Here is a 17,863-nt window from a genome sequence, read left to right on the forward strand (position 1 = left end):
AGATGTGTATAAGAGACAGGACCCGGGGTCGGACCCAGACCCGGGGTCGGACCCAGACCCGGGGTCGGACCCAGACCCAGGGTCGGACCCAGACCCGGGGTGGGACCCAGACCCAGACCCAGACCCGGGGCCGGGGCCGGGGCCGGGGATCTTGCCCGGGGCCCCGAGAGGGTGGTGATGCCGCAAACGAGTCAGCTCCAAAGGGGGTCGCGGGAGTTAGGTCATCCACCGGTCGGCGGGGTTGTCCACAGTGTTATCCACAGCTCGGCGCAGGGTGTTGATAGCTCGCTGACCAGCCGGGAACATCGGCCTGTGACCGAGGCGAGTGACCACACCGACGAAGCCTGCGGAGCCGATCTCGGGCAGGCGCTCCGTGCGCTGCGTCGGCGGGCCGATCTGAGTCAGCGACAGTTGGCCGAGAAATCCGGGGTGCCACAGCCGACGCTTGCCCGGATCGAGTCGGGGCGGGCGCTTGATCCCCGATTCCGGACAGTGGAACGCCTCGTCCAGGCGGCGGGTGGGACGTTGGCCGTTGGCGTCCCACCAACCATCTCCGGCCTCACCGAACCCGCGCCGGTTCCGCACGACGACATGCGGGACGAGGCGGGCCGCCGATACCCGGCTCACCTGGACGTCTGGCCGGTCCACGAACCGCGGGACTGGCCCGGTGCCTGGTGGGCGGAGTGGTACCGGTTGCCGCCCGAGCGGTATCCGCTCCCGCTGCCACCGGCCGCGTACGAGCTGAACCGGCGCTATCGCGACAACCGGCGGTGGGCCGCCGAGGTCCGGCGGACTGCGCAGGTGCGCCGGGTGATCAGTGGCGACCTGCCGGCCACCTGCTGGCGATACGTCGCCGAGCTTCCCGACGGCACGCTGGTCGGTGAGCTGCGGGCCCATGAGCGGAGCCCGTTCCTGGAGTTCGGCGAGTGGCATCCGAACATGCCGGAGCGGGAGATGGTGCTCGACGGCGTGCTTGTCGACGCCCGGTACCGGCGGTTGGGGCTCGGGCGTCGGTTGGTCACCGCGCTGGTGACTGCGATGCGCGAGGCGGGTATCGACGACGCGGTCGCTATCGCCGAGGGATCCGGCACCGACCTGCTGCTGGCGTGCGGCTTCGAGATCGAGGGACGCCGCCCAGCCGCACTGCGCCTGGGCCACCCGGCCAAACGCTACTTCTCCTGAACGTCGTCCGGGTCAGCGCAGCGCCGGCTCAGCGCGATGCCGGCTCAGCGCGATGCCGGTCAGCGCAGCGCCGGGGCTGCTGCGGTCAGGGCGGCCAGGGCTTCGCGCAGCCGCCAGGCGTCCCGGTCGCGGGGGCCGATCGGGTTGGAGATGGTGCGCAGTTCGGCGAAGGGCACCCCGGCCTGCGCCGCGGCGACCGCCACGCCGTACCCCTCCATGGCTTCGGCAACCGCTTCCGGATGCCTCCGGCGCAGCTCGTCGGTGCTGGCCGTGGTGCCGGTGACGGTGCTGACCGTGAGCACCGGGCCGGCCGTGGCCGTCGGGAGGGCGGCTCGCAGTGCCGCGAGCAGACCCGGGTCCGCCGGCACCCTGCTGCCCGCGCCGAGCAGCGCGGGCGGCATGCCCAGCTCGTCGACCGGGATGAAGCCGTCGGGTGACTCCGCGCCCAGGTCGGCGGCGATGCTGGCGGTGCCGAGTACCGTGTCGCCGACCTCGGCCCGCCCGGTGAAGCCGCCGGCCACGCCGGCGCTGACGACCGCCCGGTACGGGCGGCCGGCGGCCTCGGCCAGCGCCAGCAGCCGGGCGGTGGCGGCACCGGCGACGGCCGGACCCACACCGATCGGGGTGACGGTCACGGTGGGGTCGGTCAGCCCGGCGCGGACCGCGTCCGCCTCGGCAGGAACCGCAGTCACCACCAGCAGACCGGTCACGAGAGTGAGCCGGGGGACTCGCGGCGGGTTTCGTCGTCGGCCCCGCCACCCGGGCCGCCAACGGCCGACGACGGGCGGTAGATGTGGTAGCCCGGCGGGGCGGGGCTCGGGTCGTCGTACTGCGGTGAGCTGGTCTGGGTCGGCGCCGGTGAGGTTGGTGTGGGGTCCCCGGGCTCGTCCGCCGGCTCGTCCTCGGTCAGCTCGTCGTCACCGAGCGGTCGGCCGGCCAGCTTCTCGCCGCGCAGCCGGGCGGCGGCCAGCACACCCCGGATCGCGGCCAGTACGCCGACCCCGGCGGCCACGGCGATGCCCATCCGACCATCGAACGGCACCAGCCCGAGGCCGCCGCCGGCGACGAAGGCGAGCATCAGCACCGTCTCGGAGTGGGCGAAGGAGCTGGCGCGCAACCGTTCCGGGATGCGCTCCTGGATCGAGGCGTCCACCGCCAGCTTCGCTACCCCGCTGGCCAGCGCGGCGACCAGGCAGAGCAGGGCGACCATCAGCAGCGAGAACTGGATGACGGCGAGCACCGCCACCCCGGCCACGATGATCATGCTGCTGGACTGGATGGCGGTCGGCCGGTGGATGCGCAGTCGGGTGCCGATGGCGGTGGCCAGGAAGGTGCCGACCGCGAGCGCGCCGCCGACCACGCCCAACGCCCACTCGGCGCCCAGATCCCGGCCGAACACCACTGTGGTCAGGTCGCCCTTCTTGATCGCGAAGGCGAGGAAGAGCAGCAGGAAGCCGTAGAGCGCGCGTAGCGTCGCCGCGCCGATCAGGGTGGCGATCACCAACCGGCCGGACGGTCGGCCCCGGCCCAGCGGTCGGTCGCCACGGCGGCGGCCCAGCGCGCGCAGTGGCCGAGGGACGCGCTCCGGTGGCTCCGAGTCGGCCTTCGGCGGCAGCCGCAACGAGATCACCATGCCGACCAGGAAGATCAACGACGCGACCCTCAGCGGCCACTGCGGCCCGAACCAGAACGCGGCCAACCCGATCGGTGCCACCAGTGCACCCGCGACCGTGCCGTAGACGCTGGCCCGGGCACCCACCTGGGACAGGCCGAGCCCTTCCGGCAGCAACCGGGGCACCGCCGCGGAGCGGGCCACGCCGTACGCCCGGGAGAGCGCGAGCACCCCGAACGCGGCCGGGTAGAGCCCGAACCCGTGGATGTAGTCGGAGATCAACCAGGCCAGGAAGGCGCGTCCGAGCATCGTCGCGGCCAGGGCGTACCGCCGGCCGTGCCGGAAGTGATCCAGCAGCGGACCCACCACCGGGGCGAGCATCGCGAACGGCACCATGGTCACCAGCAGGTAGAGCGCCACCTTGCTGCGGGCCTCGCCGAGCGGCACGTTGAAGAAGATCGTGCCGGCCAGACCGATGGCGATCAGGGTGTCGCCGGCACAGGAGAGCGCGTGCAGGTCGAACAGGCGAACCATGCCGACCTCGCCGCCGGCACCCCGGGCCCGGGCCCGCCCGGCCCGGCGGGTCACCCAGCGACCGCTGCCCACCGAACCGCGCAACAGCAGACGGACTGCGCGAATGCCGGTGCCGACGGTCCGCCCGAGGACGGAACGCCCGGAGCGGGAGTACGACGGCATGTGCACCATCCTCGCCCATCTGATCCGGGTACGCCGCACCACCGCTGGGAAAGGTTCCCCGGGAGTCCCTGTCACCCCTGCGAGGCGCATGGGGAACAATGGTCGGGTGACCAGGCCCGTCTCCACCCGTGCCGCCCGTCTCGACCAGGTCTGCGCCGCCGCCGTCGAGGTGGCCCGCGCCGGCATCACCGAGGTGGACGCCGACGACGTCGGCGACCACCTGCAGGTCGTGGCCGAGGGTGATCGGCTGGTCACCCACTACTTCGAATGTCGCCTCGCCGGGTACAACGGCTGGCGGTGGGCGGTCACCGTCACCCGGGTGCCGCGCAGCAAGACGGTGACCATCTGCGAGACGGTGTTGCTGCCCGGCCCGGACGCGCTGCTCGCGCCCGGTTGGCTGCCCTGGCAGGAGCGGCTCAAGCCGGGCGACCTGGGTCCGGGTGACCTGCTCCCGACCTCGCCCGACGACGATCGACTGGTTCCCGGTTACCTGCTCTCCGACGACCCGGCGGTGGAGGAGACGGCGTGGGAGATGGGCCTCGGGCGCGCCCGCGTGCTCTCCCGGGAGGGCCGCATCGACACGGCGCAGCGCTGGTACGAAGGTGACCACGGCCCCGCCGCGGCCATCTCGACCGCCGCACCGTCCGCCGCCCGCTGCGGCACCTGCGGCTTCTATCTGCCGCTGGCCGGTGCGATGCGGCAGGCCTTCGGGGCGTGCGGCAACTTCTACGCCCCGGACGACGGCCGGGTGGTGAGCGCCGATCACGGGTGCGGCGCGCACTCCGAGACGTTGATCGAGGCGGCCGAGACCGCGGTCGACGAGCTGCCCACGGTGTACGACGACAGTGCGGTGGAGGCCATGTCGGTCAGCCGGGCTTTGGGCTCGGTGGAGGCCGCTGAGCCGGCGGAGCCGTACGGGCACTCCTGATCGTCCGCGCCGGAGTGCTCCGGCGCGCCCAGCTCACCTCGCGCGGCGGCGGCGTCTGTTGGCGTCGTGCCGCATCATCACGGCGAGGCCCGGGAAACCCCACAGGAAGCCGGCGAGGCAGGTCCAGAGCCAGTTCTGGTGGCCGTGGTCGGTCAGCCAGCCCCGGAAGAAGATCAGCAGGACCAGCCCTGCCACCGCCCACGCGATCAACCCGGCGAGGGCGAACGGCACCATCGGCGGATCCAGTGGTGCGGGCCGCGGTGGCTGCTCGTTCGGCATTCGGCAAGCGTACGGGATCTACTTCCCCTGCCCACCGACGATCTGGGACGATGCGCGCGACAACTGGAAGATCACCTGCGAGGACCTGATGGCCGTAGCGCCGCCCGAGAACGGCACACCTCCCAACCCCGCTCATCCGCGTAACGGTTTCGACCGTTTCTTCGAGATCTCCGCCCGTGGCTCGACGTTGAGCCGTGAGGTACGCGGAGGCCTGGCGACCTTCTTCACGATGGCGTACATCGTGGTGCTCAACCCGCTGATCCTGGGCGGCGCCGTCGACGGTGACGGCAAGAGCCTCCCGATTCCCGCCCTGGCTGCGGCGACCGCGCTGGTTGCCGGCCTGATGACCATCCTGATGGGTGTGGTCGGCCGGTTCCCGCTGGCGCTCGCCGCCGGTCTGGGTGTCAACGCCCTGGTGGCGTACGAGATCGCCCCCGAGATGACCTGGGCCGACGCGATGGGCCTGGTGGTGATCGAGGGTGTGATCATCGCGGTGCTGGTGCTGACCGGCCTGCGGACCGCTGTGTTCCGCTCGGTGCCGACCCAGATGAAGAGCGCGATCGGCGTCGGCATCGGTCTGTTCCTGACCATCATCGGCCTGGTGGACGCCGGCTTCGTCCGGCGCATCCCGGATGATGCCAACACCACCGTTCCGGTCGGCCTGGGCATCGGCGGCAAGCTGGTGAGCTGGCCGATGCTGGTCTTCGTGGTGGGCCTGCTGATCACGCTGGTGCTGGTGGTCCGTCGGGTGAAGGGCGCGATCCTGATCGGCATCCTTGCCTCGACGGTGCTTGCGGTGATCGTGGAGGCGATCGGCAACATCGGCCCGTCGTTCGTCAACGGTCAGCCCAACCCGAAGGGCTGGTCGCTGAACGTGCCGGAGCTGCCGAAGACGGTGGTCGACCTGCCGGACCTGTCGCTGCTCGGCAAGTTCAACGTGCTGGACTCGTGGGGCCGGGCCGGTTGGCTGGTCGTGCTGATGTTCATCTTCACGCTCTTGATCACGGACTTCTTCGACACCATGGGCACGATGGTCGCGGTCGGCCAGGAGGGCGGCCTGCTCGACGAGCAGGGCACGCCGCCGAAGGCCAAGGAGATCCTGCTGGTCGACTCGATCGCGGCGGCGGCCGGCGGTGCGGCCAGCACCTCCAGCAACACGTCGTACATCGAGAGCGCCGCCGGTGTCGCGGAGGGTGCCCGGACCGGCGTGGCCAACCTGGTCACCGGCGCGCTCTTCCTGCTCGCGATGTTCCTGGCGCCGCTGGTCCTGATCGTGCCGTTCGAGGCGGCGTCGACGGCCCTGGTGGTGGTCGGGTTCCTGATGATGACCGCGGTGCGGACGATCGACTGGTCCGACTACGAGATCGCCATTCCGGCGTTCCTCACCATCGTGCTGATGCCGTTCACCTACTCGATCTCCAACGGGATCGGCGCTGGTCTGATCACCTTCGTGGTGGTCAAGCTGGCACGGGGCAAGGCCCGGGAGATCCACCCGTTGCTGTACGGGGTAGCGGTGCTGTTCGTGCTGTACTTCCTGCGTGGGCCGATCGAGTCCCTGGTGCTCTGAGGCACGTTCGGGCGGGGAGTCGATCAGGATTCCCCGCCCGTACCATCTGAATCCCCTCGTGAGCCTGGTCATAACGGATGTCGTTAGCCAGGCTCATTAGTTAAGCTAACTACTGTGACGGAGCGGACGGTGACGGCGGAACGCGTGCCACCGGCGCAGCTGGCTCCCCAGCTGCGTGATGCGATCACCCGACTCAACCGACGGGTCCGACAGGCCCGACCGGTCGGCGACCTCACGGTCACCCAGGTCTCCGCGCTCACCAGCCTGCGGCTGGCGGGCGCGATGACACCCCGTGAGCTGGCCGATGTGGAGCGGGTGCAGCCGCCGACGATGACCAAGATCGTTGGGAAGTTGGAAGACCGCGGCCTCGTGCGGCGGACACCCCATCCGACCGACGGGCGGCAGGTCATCCTCGCGGCGACCGAAGGAGGGCAGGCCGTGCTCGACCAGTTCGAGCGGGCCCGCGACGAGTGGTTGGCCCACCGGCTGGCCGCACTCGACGAGGACGAACGCGAGACCCTGCAGAGGGCCGCCGAGATTCTTCAGCAGCTCGCTCGCGCCTGAGCCGTACCCGCGCCACCGGGTCCGTGCCGTCACGTGTCGATGACGCGTACGTCCGGAGGAGGCGCACCAAGAGTGCAGGCGAAGCTGAGCACGATGTTCCAGTCCCTACAGGTCCGCAACTACCGCCTCTTCGCATCCGGGCAGCTGATCAAGTTGATCGGCGTCTGGATGATGTTCATCGCCCAGGACTGGCTCGTCCTCGAGCTCTCCAACAACTCGGCGACCGCGCTCGGCGTGGTCACCGCCTGCCAGTTCACCCCGGTGCTCCTGCTCACCCTGCTCTCCGGCCGGCTCGCCGACCGGTACGACAAGCGGGTGCTGCTCTTCGCCGCCAACGCCTTCTGGAGCCTGCTGGCGCTCGGCATGGCGGTGCTGGTCCTCACCGACCTGGTGCAGCTCTGGCACGTTTTCGCCTTCGCCGCGCTGCTCGGCACGGCCAACGCGGTGGAGACCCCGGTCCGGCAGGCGTTCGTCTCCGAACTGGTCGGCACGCCGCTGCTGCCCAACGCGCTGTCGCTCAACGCCGCCGTGTTCAACTCCGCCCGGATCGTCGGCCCGGCCGTCGCCGGCCTGGCCATCGCCGCGTTCGACGTGGGCCCGGTCTTCCTCTTCACCGCCCTCAGCTCGGTCGCGCCCCTGGTCAACGTGGTCCGGATGCGTACGACCGAGTTGCACCGCGACGCCCTGCTGCCCCGTGACGAGCGGGCGTCCGCAAAGGTCGTCGACGGGCTGCGGTACGTGTGGCGCCGCCCCGACCTGCTGCTGCCGATGGCGATCATGTCGGTGATCGGCATGTCGCTGTTCAACTTCCAGCTCACCCTGGCCGCGTTGGCGAAGACGGTCTTCCACACCGGCGCCGCCTCCTTCGGCCTGTTCAGCACGGCGCTGGCCGTCGGCGCGCTCGGAGGCGCGCTCAGTGGCACCGGTCGGCGTAGCCGCCCGTCGGTGTGGCTGGTGCTCGGCGCGGCGATCGCCTGCGCCAGCTTCGGCACCCTGGTCGGCCTCTCCACGGCGTACTGGCTGGTCGTGGCGCTGCTGGTGCCGACCGGCTTCTGCATGGTCTTCTTCGCTCAGGCCGCCAACCAGCGGATCCAGATGGGCGTCGACGCGGCGTTCCGGGGACGGGTGATGGCCCTGTGGGTGCTGGTGTTCCTGGGCACCAACCCCGTCGGCGCGCCGCTGATCGGCTGGGTCGCCGAGCACTACGGTGCCGGTGCCAGCATCTGGATGGGCGGGCTCATCTCGCTGGCCGCCGCGGTGATCGCCCTCACCTGGCAGCTCCGCCACTCCGGTGCCCGGCTGCGATTCCGGGTGCTGCCGATGCCCCGTTTCTACGTCACCTCCACCGACTGCTGAGGTTTACCACCGGCGCCGGCCGCGTCCGGTTGCGCGGATCCCGCGGATGCGGCGAAACCGGTGGCAGGGTGGCACGGTGGGGCTTAGCGTCGATACGTGGGAGTCGGACGCGCGCTGATGCTGGCCCTGGCGTTCCTCGCCGTGGCCACGCTGCCGGCGGCATTCGCCCTGATCTTCTGCTACGACGAGATCGTCGACCGGGTCGTCTGCGGCTGGTCCGAGCGGCGTGACCGCCGACGGGAGAAGCGCACGATCGCCCGTCTCGACCGCGCCATCGAGGCCGACGCGCTGACCCGGGACATCGACCTCAGCGAGTTCGACCGCGTCGACCGCCGGCCGCTGGAGCAGCTCGCCGCCGACCTGCGCCGCCTCGGCGGTCAGCGGATCGGCGGCGGCGGTCGATCCATGGTCTGGCACAGCGCGCTTCTCCAGGCGTACGACGACCGGCTTCGTCTCGCCTGTCGCGCCCTCGGCATCGCCGAACACCTCGCCGAGTTGGAGGGCGTCGATCAGGAGATCGAGCGAGTCCGGGTGGAGGGCGTGCTGCACGCCGCCGGGCTGGCCCTTCCGGCGGCCCGGGCCGGGCTCTGGCAGCGGCACCGCTGAGGGGCCGCACGCTGTGCGACTCTTCGTCGCGGTCCGCCCGTCCGTCCAGGCGGTCAATCACCTTGGCGTACAGGTCGCCCGTCTGCGCGTCGCGGCGGCGGCCGCCGCCGGCGTCAACGTCCGGCTCGCCGACCCGGCCGACCTGCACCTCACCCTGGCGTTCCTCGGCGCCGTCGAGTCTGACCGGCTGGTCGAGGTGGAGAGTGCGCTCGGCTTGGCTGCCGAGCGGTTCCGGGACGGCCGGGACGCCGTACCCCGGTTGAGTCTCGGCGGCGGTGGCCGGTTCGGCCGGGGGCGATCCACAGTGCTGTGGGTGGACCTGCGCGGGGAGATCGAGGCGTTGCACGTGCTGGCCGGGCTGATTCGGTCCCGGCTGCGCCACGGCCGGCTGCCGTGCGACGAGAAGCCGTTTCGGCCGCACCTGACCGTCGCCCGGCCCGGTGACCGGATGGACCCGGCCGACGTCGAGGCCGACCGGGCCAGCCTGGACGGGTACGAAGGGCCATCGTGGCCGGCGTCGGAGCTGCTGCTGGTGCGCAGCCACCTCGGCGGCGACCGACCGCGCTACGAGCGGATCGCCGCCTGGTCGCTGTGACCCGGCGGCACGTGGCTGGTCGCTGTGGAAGGCCCGTTGCGGAGAATCTCGCGGGCCTGTTCGGCGGCGCGGGTGATGCTCTCGCTGATGAAATCGAGGAAGCGGGCGATGTTCTCCAGTCGGGCGGCGGCGGGGGTGTGCGCGCCGAGGAGAGCGACACCCTGGCGTGCGGTCGCGACGAGATGGTCGTTGGCCCGGGCACTGGCGATCGTCGCCTGGTAGAAGAGGTCGTCGTCGACGACGTAGCGGTCGCGGCGGCGTTCGTCGCGTTCGCGGCGGACGAGGCTCTGGCTCTCCAGGAAGGTGATCGCCTTGGAGATCGACGCCGGGCTGACCTGGAGGCGCCGGGCGAGCTCAGACGCGGTGAGGCTGCCCGAGTCGGTGAGGAACAGGTTGGTCAACACTCGGGCCCCCATCTTGTTCAGACCGGAGGCCATGAGGACGGTGGTGAACGCCTCCTCGTAGTCGGCCACGGCCTGGGCGTCGCGTCCGTCCTGTCGCGGGGCCGCCTCGGCGCCACGGGAAGGGGCGGGCCTGCGCCGGTGGGCGCGGCGCTCGGTCGCGTGATGGGCCAGATCGGCGCGGTAGCCGGTGGGGCCGCCGTTGCGCATCACCTCGCGCGTGACCGTCGAGGTGGGACGGTCGAGGCGTCGGGCGATCTCGGCGTAGGGGAGGCTGTCGGCCAGCCCCAGCGCGATCTGTTGGCGTTCCTGCTGGGTGAGCCTGCCTCCCGGCATCGCGATCTCCCTCGTGGTCCCGTAGGGCGGCGGCCCTCGACTTCCGCCACCATAGCGTTAACCCGCATGTCAATGCAACGGCGAGAGGGATTGCGTTGCATTAGATTCAAGGCGGTTGCAACAAATTCACTGATCTGAGCAGCTAAAACATCATTGGGCTGCAACAAGGTTGTTGCAAAAACTGGAAAGCAACGTAGCGTTTCCCACATCAGAAACAAGCGCCAACCTGGGAGAGCACGATGCAGACGTTCGACACACCCGCCCCCGTCTCCGCCGTCCTGGACATCCCCGCCGGACGCATCCAGCTCATCGCCGCGGACCGCGCCGACACCACCGTCGAGGTCCTCCCGGCCGACCCCGCCAAGAAAGGCGACACGAGGGCCGCCGAGCAGACCACCGTTGCCTACGCCGACGGCGTCCTGCGCATCACGACCGCACGTCCCATCAACAAGCTCTTCGGCCCCTCCGGCTCTCTGGAGATCACCGTCCGGGTGCCCGCAGGCTCCCACGTCGAGGCCAGGGCCGCCAGCGCCGAACTTCGGGGCGTCGGCCGCCTCGGCGACGTCGCCTTCGACGGGGCGTACCGGCAGATCAAGATTGACGAGGCAGCGAGTGTCCGCCTCACCGCGATCGACGGCGACGTCGAGATCGGCCGGCTCAACGGCCCCGCCGAGATCAGCACCGCGCGGGGTGACATCAGGGTCGCCGAGGCCATGCGCGGCCGGGTCGTCCTCCGTACCCAGTCCGGCGACATCTCGGTCGCGGCGGCGGCCGGCGTCTCGGCCGCCCTGGACGCCGGCACCGGCCACGGCCGCGTCAGCAACGCCCTCAAGAACGACGGCACCGTCGAGCTCGACATCCACGCCAGCACCCTGCAGGGCGACATCAACGCCCGCAGCCTCTGAAAAGGACGGATCGCGATGACGAACAACAACATGTCCTCGGCCAGGTCGGCGTGGACCGGCATGGTGCCGGTCGACGACACGGCCCTGGCCGTCACCGACACCGGCGGCCCCGGCATCCCAGTGGTCTACCTCAACGGCCAGTTCGCCACCCAGGGGTACTGGCGGCGGGTCATCGCCGAGTTGGGCACCGAATTCCGGCACATCACCTACGACGAGCGGGCCCGCGGCAGGAAGTCGAAGCGCTCAGCCGACTACTCGTTCGAGGCGGCCGTCCGCGACGTCGACGCCGTTCTCGCCGCCCGGGGGGTGGCCCGGGCGGTGCTGGTGGGCTGGTCCTACGGGGCGGTGGTCGGGGCGCACTGGGCCAACCGGAACCCGGAGCGGGCCCTGGGCGCGGTCCTGGTCGACGGCGCCTTCCCACACGACTGGCTCGACGAGGCCATGGCGCAGCGGATCCGCAAGATGTTCCGACGGATGAACCTGTTCATGCCGCTGCTGCGCCCGACCGGCCTGACCCCGCGGATGAACGCCGACCAGATGGCGGACAGCAACATCGAACTCGGCGAACTCTCCCGCGAGCGCGAACTGGGCCCGGTGCTGGACGCCATCAGCGTCCCGGTGCGGTACGTGGTCGCCTCGGGAACGTCCCTCGGCAGTCGCGGGGACGAACAGGAGCAGATCCGCACCAGCCTCGACGCGGTGACCGTCCGCAACCCGCACATCACCATCGGGGCAAAGGTCACCAGTAACCACGGTGCGATCCTCAAGAAGGACTTCCGCGCCGTCGCCGAGGCCGTGCGCGGGGTCGCCACCCCTCATCGCGAAGGCGTCGGAGACATTCGGTGAGGTCCGAACGCTCGCGCTGACGGGTGACGAACTGTCACCCGTCAACGCGAAGCGTCAGGAAGATTCGCGGGCGGCCGGGCCGCTGCCGAAGAGCACGTCGTCCCAGCTCGGCAGCCGCTTGCGCGGCTTGCCGTTGGCGTCGGTGGACTCGCCGCCGGCGGCCGCCGCGGCGCCCGTCCGGCGAGGCCGCAGCACCGCCAGCGACGGCACGGCCGGCACCTCCTTGGGCGCGTCCGAATCGTCGTCGAAGGCCGAGCCCTGGCCACCGCCGAGCAGCGCGGCGGCACCCCCACCGACCGGTCGCTGCCGGGGCGCGTCCGACCCGGCAAGAGCAGCCGGGGTACGCGGCTCCAGCCCGCGACCCGACGAACCGCCGAGCGGGCGGTCCAGGGAGGCGAGCAGCGCGTCACGGCCGGCCCGGATCGGATCGCGGCCAGGGCGCGGGTGCTCGGCCGCCGCCGGCAAACCGTGCCCCCCACGACTTGGCTCACCGCGCGACGGACCCGGCAGGGCGTGCCCGCCGCGCTCCGGCGCCGGCTCCTGGCCGAGGATCGGCGTGGGCCGCTCGGCGCACAGGTACTGCGCCATGTCGTCGTGCGGCGTAACCACCTGCCGGGCCTTGTCCATGTCCCAGATGGCCTGCGCGGTGGCCTTACCCGACGGCCAGGTGGCGATGATCCGCCAGGTGCCGTCGTCGCGCCGGTACGCGTCCCAGGAGATCTTCTCGGTGTCGATGCCGTGCTGGCTCAGCCGGCCGTTGACCACCTCGGCGAGCGGGGTGGGCTTCTCCGCGCCCTTGAGCCGGGTGCGCCGGGCGTGCTGGGCGAGCATCGCCCGCTCCTGCAACACCGGGCCGGCATAGCGCAGCACCCGGTCGACCGGCACCCCGGCGATCCGGGCGACGTCCTCCGCGGACTCACCGGAACGGATGCGGGCCTGGATGTCCCGGGGGGACAGTGAGGGAATCGGGTCGACGGTGCTCGGTGCCACCGCGAGCGGCGGGGCACCCGGTTCGGGGTGCATCACACCGGCGATGCGTTCGTCGATCGGCAGGGCGAGGAGGCGCCCAACCTCGTCGGCGAGCACCAGCGCCTGGCCGTCCTCGGAGAGGGCGACGAAGCGTACTGGGCGCATAACGTTGCCTCCGTCCCGCTTCGCTGGCCGCACACCACGAGTCGGCCACCCAGGCGTCTCGGACCACCGTACGCGCATCTGCCTCGGGGTGGGGGAAGCGACACCCCGCATGTCGTGACTGAGCTGCGGCGATGATCACGGTCGGTGTCCGTGGAGGCCCCAACGGACACCGACCGTGACGAACGTCAGAGTCGCTCGACCACGTAGTCGATGGACGCGGTCAGCGCCTCGACATCGGCCGGCTCGACGGCCGGGAACAGCGCCACCCGCAACTGGTTGCGACCGAGCTTGCGGTAGGGCTCGGTGTCCACGATGCCGTTGGCGCGCAGCGCCTTGGCGATCGCCGTGGCGTCCACCCCGTCGGCGAAGTCGATGGTGGCGACCACGTTGGAGCGCAGCGCCGGGTCGGTGACGAACGGGGTGGCCACGCTGGACCGCTCGGCCCAGCCGTAGACCGCTGCGGCGCTCTCGGCGGTGCGCTTCGCCGCCCAGGACAGGCCGCCCTGCGCGTTCATCCAGTCGGTCTGCTCGGCGGCCAGGAAGATGGTGGCCAGCGCCGGGGTGTTGTAGGTCTGCTCCAGCCGCGAGTTGTCGATCGCGGTGACCAGGTCGAGGAAGGCGGGGATGTAGCGCCCGGACGCCTTGATCTCGGCGGCCCGGTCCAGTGCGGCCGGGGACATCAGAGCCAGCCAGAGACCGCCGTCGGAGCCGAAGCACTTCTGCGGGGCGAAGTAGTAGACGTCGGTCTCACCGACGTTGACCTCCAGGCCACCCGCGCCGGAGGTCGCGTCGACCAGCAGCAGCGCGCCCTCGTCGGCACCGGCCACCCGGCTGATCGGGACGGCCACACCGGTCGAGGTCTCGTTCTGCGGCGTCGCGTACGCGTCCACGCCGGACTCGGCGACCAGGGCCGGGGCGGTGCCCGCGTCGGCCTTGCGGACGGTCGGCTCACCGAGGAACGGGGCGTCCTTGACCGACTTGGCGAACTTGGCGCCGAACTCGCCGAAGCTGGCGAACTGGGCCCGGTCGCGAATCAGGCCGAAGGTGGCGACCTCCCAGAACGCGGTGGTGCCACCGTTGCCGATCACCACCTCGTAGCCCTCGGGCAGCGAGAAGAACTCAGCGATGCCGGAGCGCAGCCGGGCCACCTGGTCACGGACCGTCTTCTGCCGGTGCGAGGTGCCGAGATAGGTGGTCGCGACCTCGGCGAGAGCGGACACCGCTGCCGGGCGGACCTTGGACGGGCCGCAGCCGAAGCGTCCGTCGGCGGGCTTGATCTCATCGGGAATCCGGATGATCGCTGCGTCAGCCACGGTCTTGAAGATCCTTCCGCAAGGGCGAGGGTGGGCCCGGCGACACTGCCGGCCCCCATCCTCGCACCCGGGCCGGACGGCGATGGCCGGGGTCCCGGCGGTCGGTCTGAGTCCTTCGCCACAGTCGGCTTCCGTGGCCGACGACAACGACCACTCTTCGACGCGTGGCGACGGCAAGGGCCCCTCCTCGACGTCCGACGTCGAGGAGGGGCCCTTGCCTACCAGCTCAGACGCCGTGCGGGATGGCCGCCCAGCCCTCGACGTCGGACGGCTTGCGGGTCTCCGGGCCCATGTAGCGGGCGGACGGGCGGACCAGCCGCTGCAGGCGCTTCTGCTCCAGGATGTGCGCGCTCCAGCCGCCCATCCGCGCGCAGGTGAACATCGAGGTGAACATGTGCGCCGGCACCTCGGCGAAGTCCAGCACCACTGCCGACCAGAACTCGACGTTGGTGGCCAGCACCCGGTCCGGGCGACGGGCCTGAAGCTCGGCGAGGGCGGCCTTCTCCAGCGCCTCGGCGATCTCGAAGCGCGGCGCGCCCAGCTCCTTGGCCGTACGCCGGAGCACTCGGGCGCGCGGGTCCTCGGCACGGTAGACGCGGTGACCGAAGCCCATCAACCGCTCGCCGCGGTCGAGGACGCCCTTGACGTAGCCCTCGGCGTCGCCGCTGCGCTCCACCGCCTCCAGCATGCTGAGCACCCGGGACGGGGCGCCGCCGTGCAGCGGGCCGGAGAGGGCGCCGATGCCCGACGAGATGCAGGCAGCCGCGTCCGCCCCGGTGGAGGCGACGATGCGAGCGGTGAAGGTGGACGCGTTCAGGCCGTGCTCGGCGGCCGAGATGAAGTACGCGTCGACGGCCTTGACGTGCCGCGGGTCGGGCTCGCCGCGCCAGCGCTTCATGAACCGCTCGACGATGGTCTGCGCCTTGTCGATCTCCTTCTGCGGCACCGCCGGCAGGCCGAGGCCGCGGGCGGACTGGGCGACGAAGGAGAGCGCGGTCACCGAGACCCGGGCGAGATCCTCACGGGCCTGCTCGTCGGAGATGTCCAGCAGTTGGTTGAGACCCCAGTACGGGGCCAGCATGGCGACCGCGGACTGCACGTCGACGCGGATGTCACCGGAGTGCACCGGCACCGGGAACGGCTCCGCCGGCGGCAGGCCCGGCCCGAACCGGCCGTCGACCAGCAGTGCCCACACGTTGCCGAACGACACCTGGCCGATCAGATCCTCGATGTCGACTCCGCGATAGCGCAGCGCACCGCCCTCACGGTCAGGTTCGGCGATCTCGGTCTCGAAGGCGACGACGCCCTCCAGCCCGGGTTTGAAATCGGCCATGTCGCTCTCCTGGATCTGGTCGGTGCGCCCGATCGCTCATCCGGCCCGATCGGCCGAGCGCCTTAGGCGACCCTCAGGGATGTGTTCGCAACATACTGCCTGCTGAGTAAGGGATACGCGACCCGCTGCGACTGTGCTGCACGCGACATCCCCGGACGCGCATTCTCCGTCCGGCTCAGTGAGACTGGGCGGGTTGGGCTGGTCAGCGCGGGAGGGTGCTGGCGGGGCCCCCGAGAAGGAGTGGGGACGTGACGGGTGACACACCCGCCCCGGCCGCGATGCGTAACGAGTACGCCGCGGACCTGGGCCTGACCGAGGCTGACCTGGCCGTCGACTGGCACACCCAGTTCGACCGCTGGTTCGCCGACGCGGTGGCCTTCGGGCTGTCCGAACCGAACGCCATGGTGGTGGGCACCGCCGACTCGGCCGGTCGGCCGAGCGGGCGGACGGTGCTGCTGAAGGGGTACGACCCGCAGGGCTTCGTCTTCTTCACCAACCACCTGTCGCGCAAGGGCGTCGAGGCGAGCACCAACCCGTACGCCAGCCTGGTCTTTCCGTGGTTTCCCATGCAGCGTCAGGTGGTGGTCGCCGGGCGGGTCGCGCACGTCGACCGGGCCACGAGCGAGGCGTACTTCGCCAGCCGGCCGCGCGGCTCCCAACTGGGTGCCTGGGCCAGCCCCCAGTCCCAGGTGGTTTCCGGTCGGGCGGCGCTGGAGCAGCGGTACCAGGAGGCGGCCGAGCGGTTCGCCGACCAGGCCGAGATCCCGACCCCGTCGCACTGGGGTGGGCTGCGGGTCCAACCCGAGTCGGTGGAGTTCTGGCAGGGCCGGGCCGGCCGGTTGCACGACCGGCTCCGCTTCCGTCGCCTCGACGAGGGTGGCTGGATCGTCGAGCGGTTGGCGCCGTGACGGGTGTGCGGGAGACCCGGCCGCGCGCAGCGCGCCGCTGGGCGATCGACGTACGTCCGCTGCGGGTTCCGGCGTACCGCAGGCTCTGGCTCGGCAACACCGTGGCGATGTTCGGCTTCCAGTTCACCGCCGTCGCGGTGCCGGTGGAGATGTACGCCCTGACGCGGGACTCGTTCTGGGTGGGCCTGCTGGGCGTGGCCGCCTTCGTACCGTTGCTGATCTTCGGGCTCTGGGGCGGCGCGGTCGCCGACGCCCGCGACCGGCGTGCGGTGCTGCTCGGCGGCTCATTGTTGCTCTGGGCATCCACTCTCGGGCTGCTGCTCCAGGCAGTGCTGGACGTGGGCAGCCCGGTGCTGCTGCTGGCGTTGATGGCGTTGCAGTCGGTGGCGTTCGCGATCAGCTCGCCGGCCCGCAGCGCCATGCTGCCCCGGCTGGTGCCGGAAGACCTGGTGGCGTCCGCCACCACGCTGAACTACACGACCTTCACCGCCGCCTCGGTCGCCGGCCCGCTCGCCGCCGGTCTGATCCTCTCCGCATCGCCGGACACCACGGTGGTCCTGCCGATCGCCTATGGGCTGGACGCGGTGCTGTTCACCGCGATGCTCTGGGCGGCGCTGCGGCTGCCCTCGCTCCCGCCCGAGCCCACCGACGACGGCCAGGCCCGGCGTGCCGGTCTGGCCAGCGTCGTCGACGGGTTCCGCTACCTGGCCACCACCCCGGTCCTGCTGCTGTCCTTCGGGGTGGACCTGATCGCGATGATCCTCGCCATGCCACGGGCCCTCTTTCCGGAGATCGCGCACGAACGCTTCGGCGGCGGTGGCTCGGTCGGTCTGCTCTACAGCGCCATCGCTATCGGTTCGATGATCGGTGGGTTGACCTCCGGCTGGATCGGCCGGCTCCGCAGGCAGGGGCTCGGCCTGGTGTTCGCGGTGGTCGGCTGGGGCCTGGCGATCGCCGCGGCCGGGTTGGCCCACCAGCTCTGGCTGATGGTCGTGCTGCTCGCCGTGGCCGGCGCCGCCGACCTGATCAGCGCGGTGCTGCGTCAGTCGATGCTGCTGGTCTACGCACCGGACCGGATGCGCGGCCGACTCCAGGGCGTGAACACGGTAGTGGTGGCAGGTGGCCCACGCCTGGGTGATCTGCGCGCCGGCACCATGGCCGCCGGGTTCGGTGGCGGGGTGGCCTGGGTGGCCGGTGGGCTCGCCTCCGCGGTGCTCGTGGTGGTGCTCGCGGTCGCGTTCCCGGCACTGCTGCGCTACCGGGCGGCGACGGCGTCGAGCGACAACCGGGCCTGACCGGTTA

At 71.3% G+C, this 17,863-nt stretch carries 18 protein-coding genes; 11 read left to right on the forward strand and 7 right to left on the reverse strand.

The window, feature by feature from the left end:
• Positions 1–312 precede the first annotated feature (312 nt).
• Positions 313–1,182 carry a helix-turn-helix domain-containing protein gene (locus DLJ58_RS22785; protein WP_244219085.1) on the forward strand — a complete coding sequence of 290 codons (870 nt, stop codon included), beginning with the start codon at positions 313–315 and terminating at the stop codon, positions 1,180–1,182.
• Positions 1,183–1,241: 59 nt separating this feature from the next.
• On the opposite strand, the gene DLJ58_RS22790 is transcribed toward DLJ58_RS22785, so the two are convergent.
• Positions 1,242–1,892, reverse strand: coding sequence for a futalosine hydrolase (locus DLJ58_RS22790; RefSeq protein WP_124859097.1), 651 nt, complete (start codon positions 1,890–1,892; stop codon positions 1,242–1,244).
• A complete protein-coding gene (locus DLJ58_RS22795) occupies positions 1,889–3,490 on the reverse strand; it encodes an MFS transporter (protein ID WP_124859099.1) in 1,602 nt (533 codons plus the stop codon). The genes DLJ58_RS22790 and DLJ58_RS22795 overlap by 4 nt, the downstream gene beginning before the upstream one ends.
• Positions 3,491–3,578: 88 nt before the next feature.
• On the opposite strand from DLJ58_RS22795, the gene DLJ58_RS22800 reads away from it, so the two are divergent.
• Positions 3,579–4,418, forward strand: a complete 840-nt coding sequence (locus tag DLJ58_RS22800; RefSeq protein ID WP_124859101.1) for a DUF3027 domain-containing protein — start codon at positions 3,579–3,581, stop codon at positions 4,416–4,418.
• Positions 4,419–4,451: 33 nt separating this feature from the next.
• Here the strand turns inward: DLJ58_RS22800 and DLJ58_RS22805 are convergent, their stop codons facing one another.
• Complete coding sequence (locus tag DLJ58_RS22805; RefSeq protein ID WP_091395273.1) at positions 4,452–4,697, reverse strand: DUF2530 domain-containing protein; 246 nt, start codon at positions 4,695–4,697, stop codon at positions 4,452–4,454.
• An 88-nt stretch (positions 4,698–4,785) separates the two neighbouring features.
• Between DLJ58_RS22805 and DLJ58_RS22810 the strand changes: the two genes are divergently transcribed.
• The 5 genes from DLJ58_RS22810 to thpR all read left to right on the forward strand — a co-directional run bounded on the left by DLJ58_RS22810 (position 4,786) and on the right by thpR (position 9,385).
• Positions 4,786–6,264, forward strand: coding sequence for an NCS2 family permease (locus tag DLJ58_RS22810; RefSeq protein ID WP_124859103.1), 1,479 nt, complete (start codon positions 4,786–4,788; stop codon positions 6,262–6,264).
• Positions 6,265–6,378: 114 nt separating this feature from the next.
• A complete protein-coding gene (locus tag DLJ58_RS22815; protein ID WP_030486369.1) occupies positions 6,379–6,828 on the forward strand; it encodes a MarR family winged helix-turn-helix transcriptional regulator in 450 nt (149 codons plus the stop codon).
• 72 nt (positions 6,829–6,900) lie between these two features.
• Positions 6,901–8,184 carry an MFS transporter gene (locus DLJ58_RS22820; RefSeq protein ID WP_124859105.1) on the forward strand — a complete coding sequence of 428 codons (1,284 nt, stop codon included), beginning with the start codon at positions 6,901–6,903 and terminating at the stop codon, positions 8,182–8,184.
• A gap of 96 nt (positions 8,185–8,280) precedes the next feature.
• Positions 8,281–8,790: a hypothetical protein gene (locus tag DLJ58_RS22825; RefSeq protein ID WP_124859107.1), complete on the forward strand. Its 510-nt coding sequence runs from the start codon at positions 8,281–8,283 to the stop codon at positions 8,788–8,790.
• Between the two features lie 13 nt (positions 8,791–8,803).
• Positions 8,804–9,385 (forward strand): RNA 2',3'-cyclic phosphodiesterase, encoded by a 582-nt coding sequence (gene thpR, locus DLJ58_RS22830; RefSeq protein WP_124859109.1) that lies wholly within the window; start codon positions 8,804–8,806, stop codon positions 9,383–9,385.
• Here the strand turns inward: thpR and DLJ58_RS22835 are convergent.
• Complete coding sequence (locus tag DLJ58_RS22835; RefSeq protein WP_124859111.1) at positions 9,355–10,122, reverse strand: GbsR/MarR family transcriptional regulator; 768 nt, start codon at positions 10,120–10,122, stop codon at positions 9,355–9,357. The two genes, thpR and DLJ58_RS22835, sit on opposite strands and share 31 nt — an antisense overlap.
• A 239-nt stretch (positions 10,123–10,361) precedes the next feature.
• Between DLJ58_RS22835 and DLJ58_RS22840 the strand changes: the two genes are divergently transcribed.
• Both DLJ58_RS22840 and DLJ58_RS22845 read left to right on the forward strand, forming a co-directional pair.
• Positions 10,362–11,027, forward strand: a complete 666-nt coding sequence (locus DLJ58_RS22840) for a DUF4097 family beta strand repeat-containing protein (RefSeq protein WP_124859113.1) — start codon at positions 10,362–10,364, stop codon at positions 11,025–11,027.
• Positions 11,028–11,042: 15 nt separating this feature from the next.
• Complete coding sequence (locus DLJ58_RS22845) at positions 11,043–11,873, forward strand: alpha/beta fold hydrolase (protein WP_124859115.1); 831 nt, start codon at positions 11,043–11,045, stop codon at positions 11,871–11,873.
• Positions 11,874–11,927: 54 nt separating this feature from the next.
• On the opposite strand, the gene sepH is transcribed toward DLJ58_RS22845, so the two are convergent.
• The 3 genes from sepH to DLJ58_RS22860 all read right to left on the reverse strand — a co-directional run bounded on the left by sepH (position 11,928) and on the right by DLJ58_RS22860 (position 15,653).
• Positions 11,928–13,007: a septation protein SepH gene (gene sepH, locus DLJ58_RS22850; protein ID WP_124859117.1), complete on the reverse strand. Its 1,080-nt coding sequence runs from the start codon at positions 13,005–13,007 to the stop codon at positions 11,928–11,930.
• Positions 13,008–13,192: 185 nt separating this feature from the next.
• Positions 13,193–14,320: a phosphoserine transaminase gene (gene serC, locus DLJ58_RS22855; RefSeq protein WP_124859119.1), complete on the reverse strand. Its 1,128-nt coding sequence runs from the start codon at positions 14,318–14,320 to the stop codon at positions 13,193–13,195.
• Positions 14,321–14,546: 226 nt separating this feature from the next.
• The gene (locus DLJ58_RS22860; protein WP_091395245.1) at positions 14,547–15,653 is read right to left on the reverse strand and encodes a citrate synthase 2; all 1,107 of its coding nucleotides are present in this window, start codon (positions 15,651–15,653) and stop codon (positions 14,547–14,549) included.
• Positions 15,654–15,931: 278 nt separating this feature from the next.
• Here DLJ58_RS22860 and pdxH point away from each other — a divergent pair, with 278 nt between their 5' ends.
• Positions 15,932–16,561, forward strand: coding sequence for a pyridoxamine 5'-phosphate oxidase (gene pdxH, locus DLJ58_RS22865; protein WP_124859304.1), 630 nt, complete (start codon positions 15,932–15,934; stop codon positions 16,559–16,561).
• Entirely contained in the window at positions 16,558–17,856 is a 1,299-nt protein-coding gene (locus tag DLJ58_RS22870) for an MFS transporter (protein WP_124859121.1), read from the forward strand. Before pdxH ends, DLJ58_RS22870 begins: the two co-directional genes overlap by 4 nt.
• Positions 17,857–17,863 lie beyond the last annotated feature (7 nt).

It is taken from the genome of Micromonospora arida (genome assembly GCF_003857035.1).
Taxonomy (GTDB): Bacteria; Actinomycetota; Actinomycetes; order Mycobacteriales; family Micromonosporaceae; genus Micromonospora; species Micromonospora arida.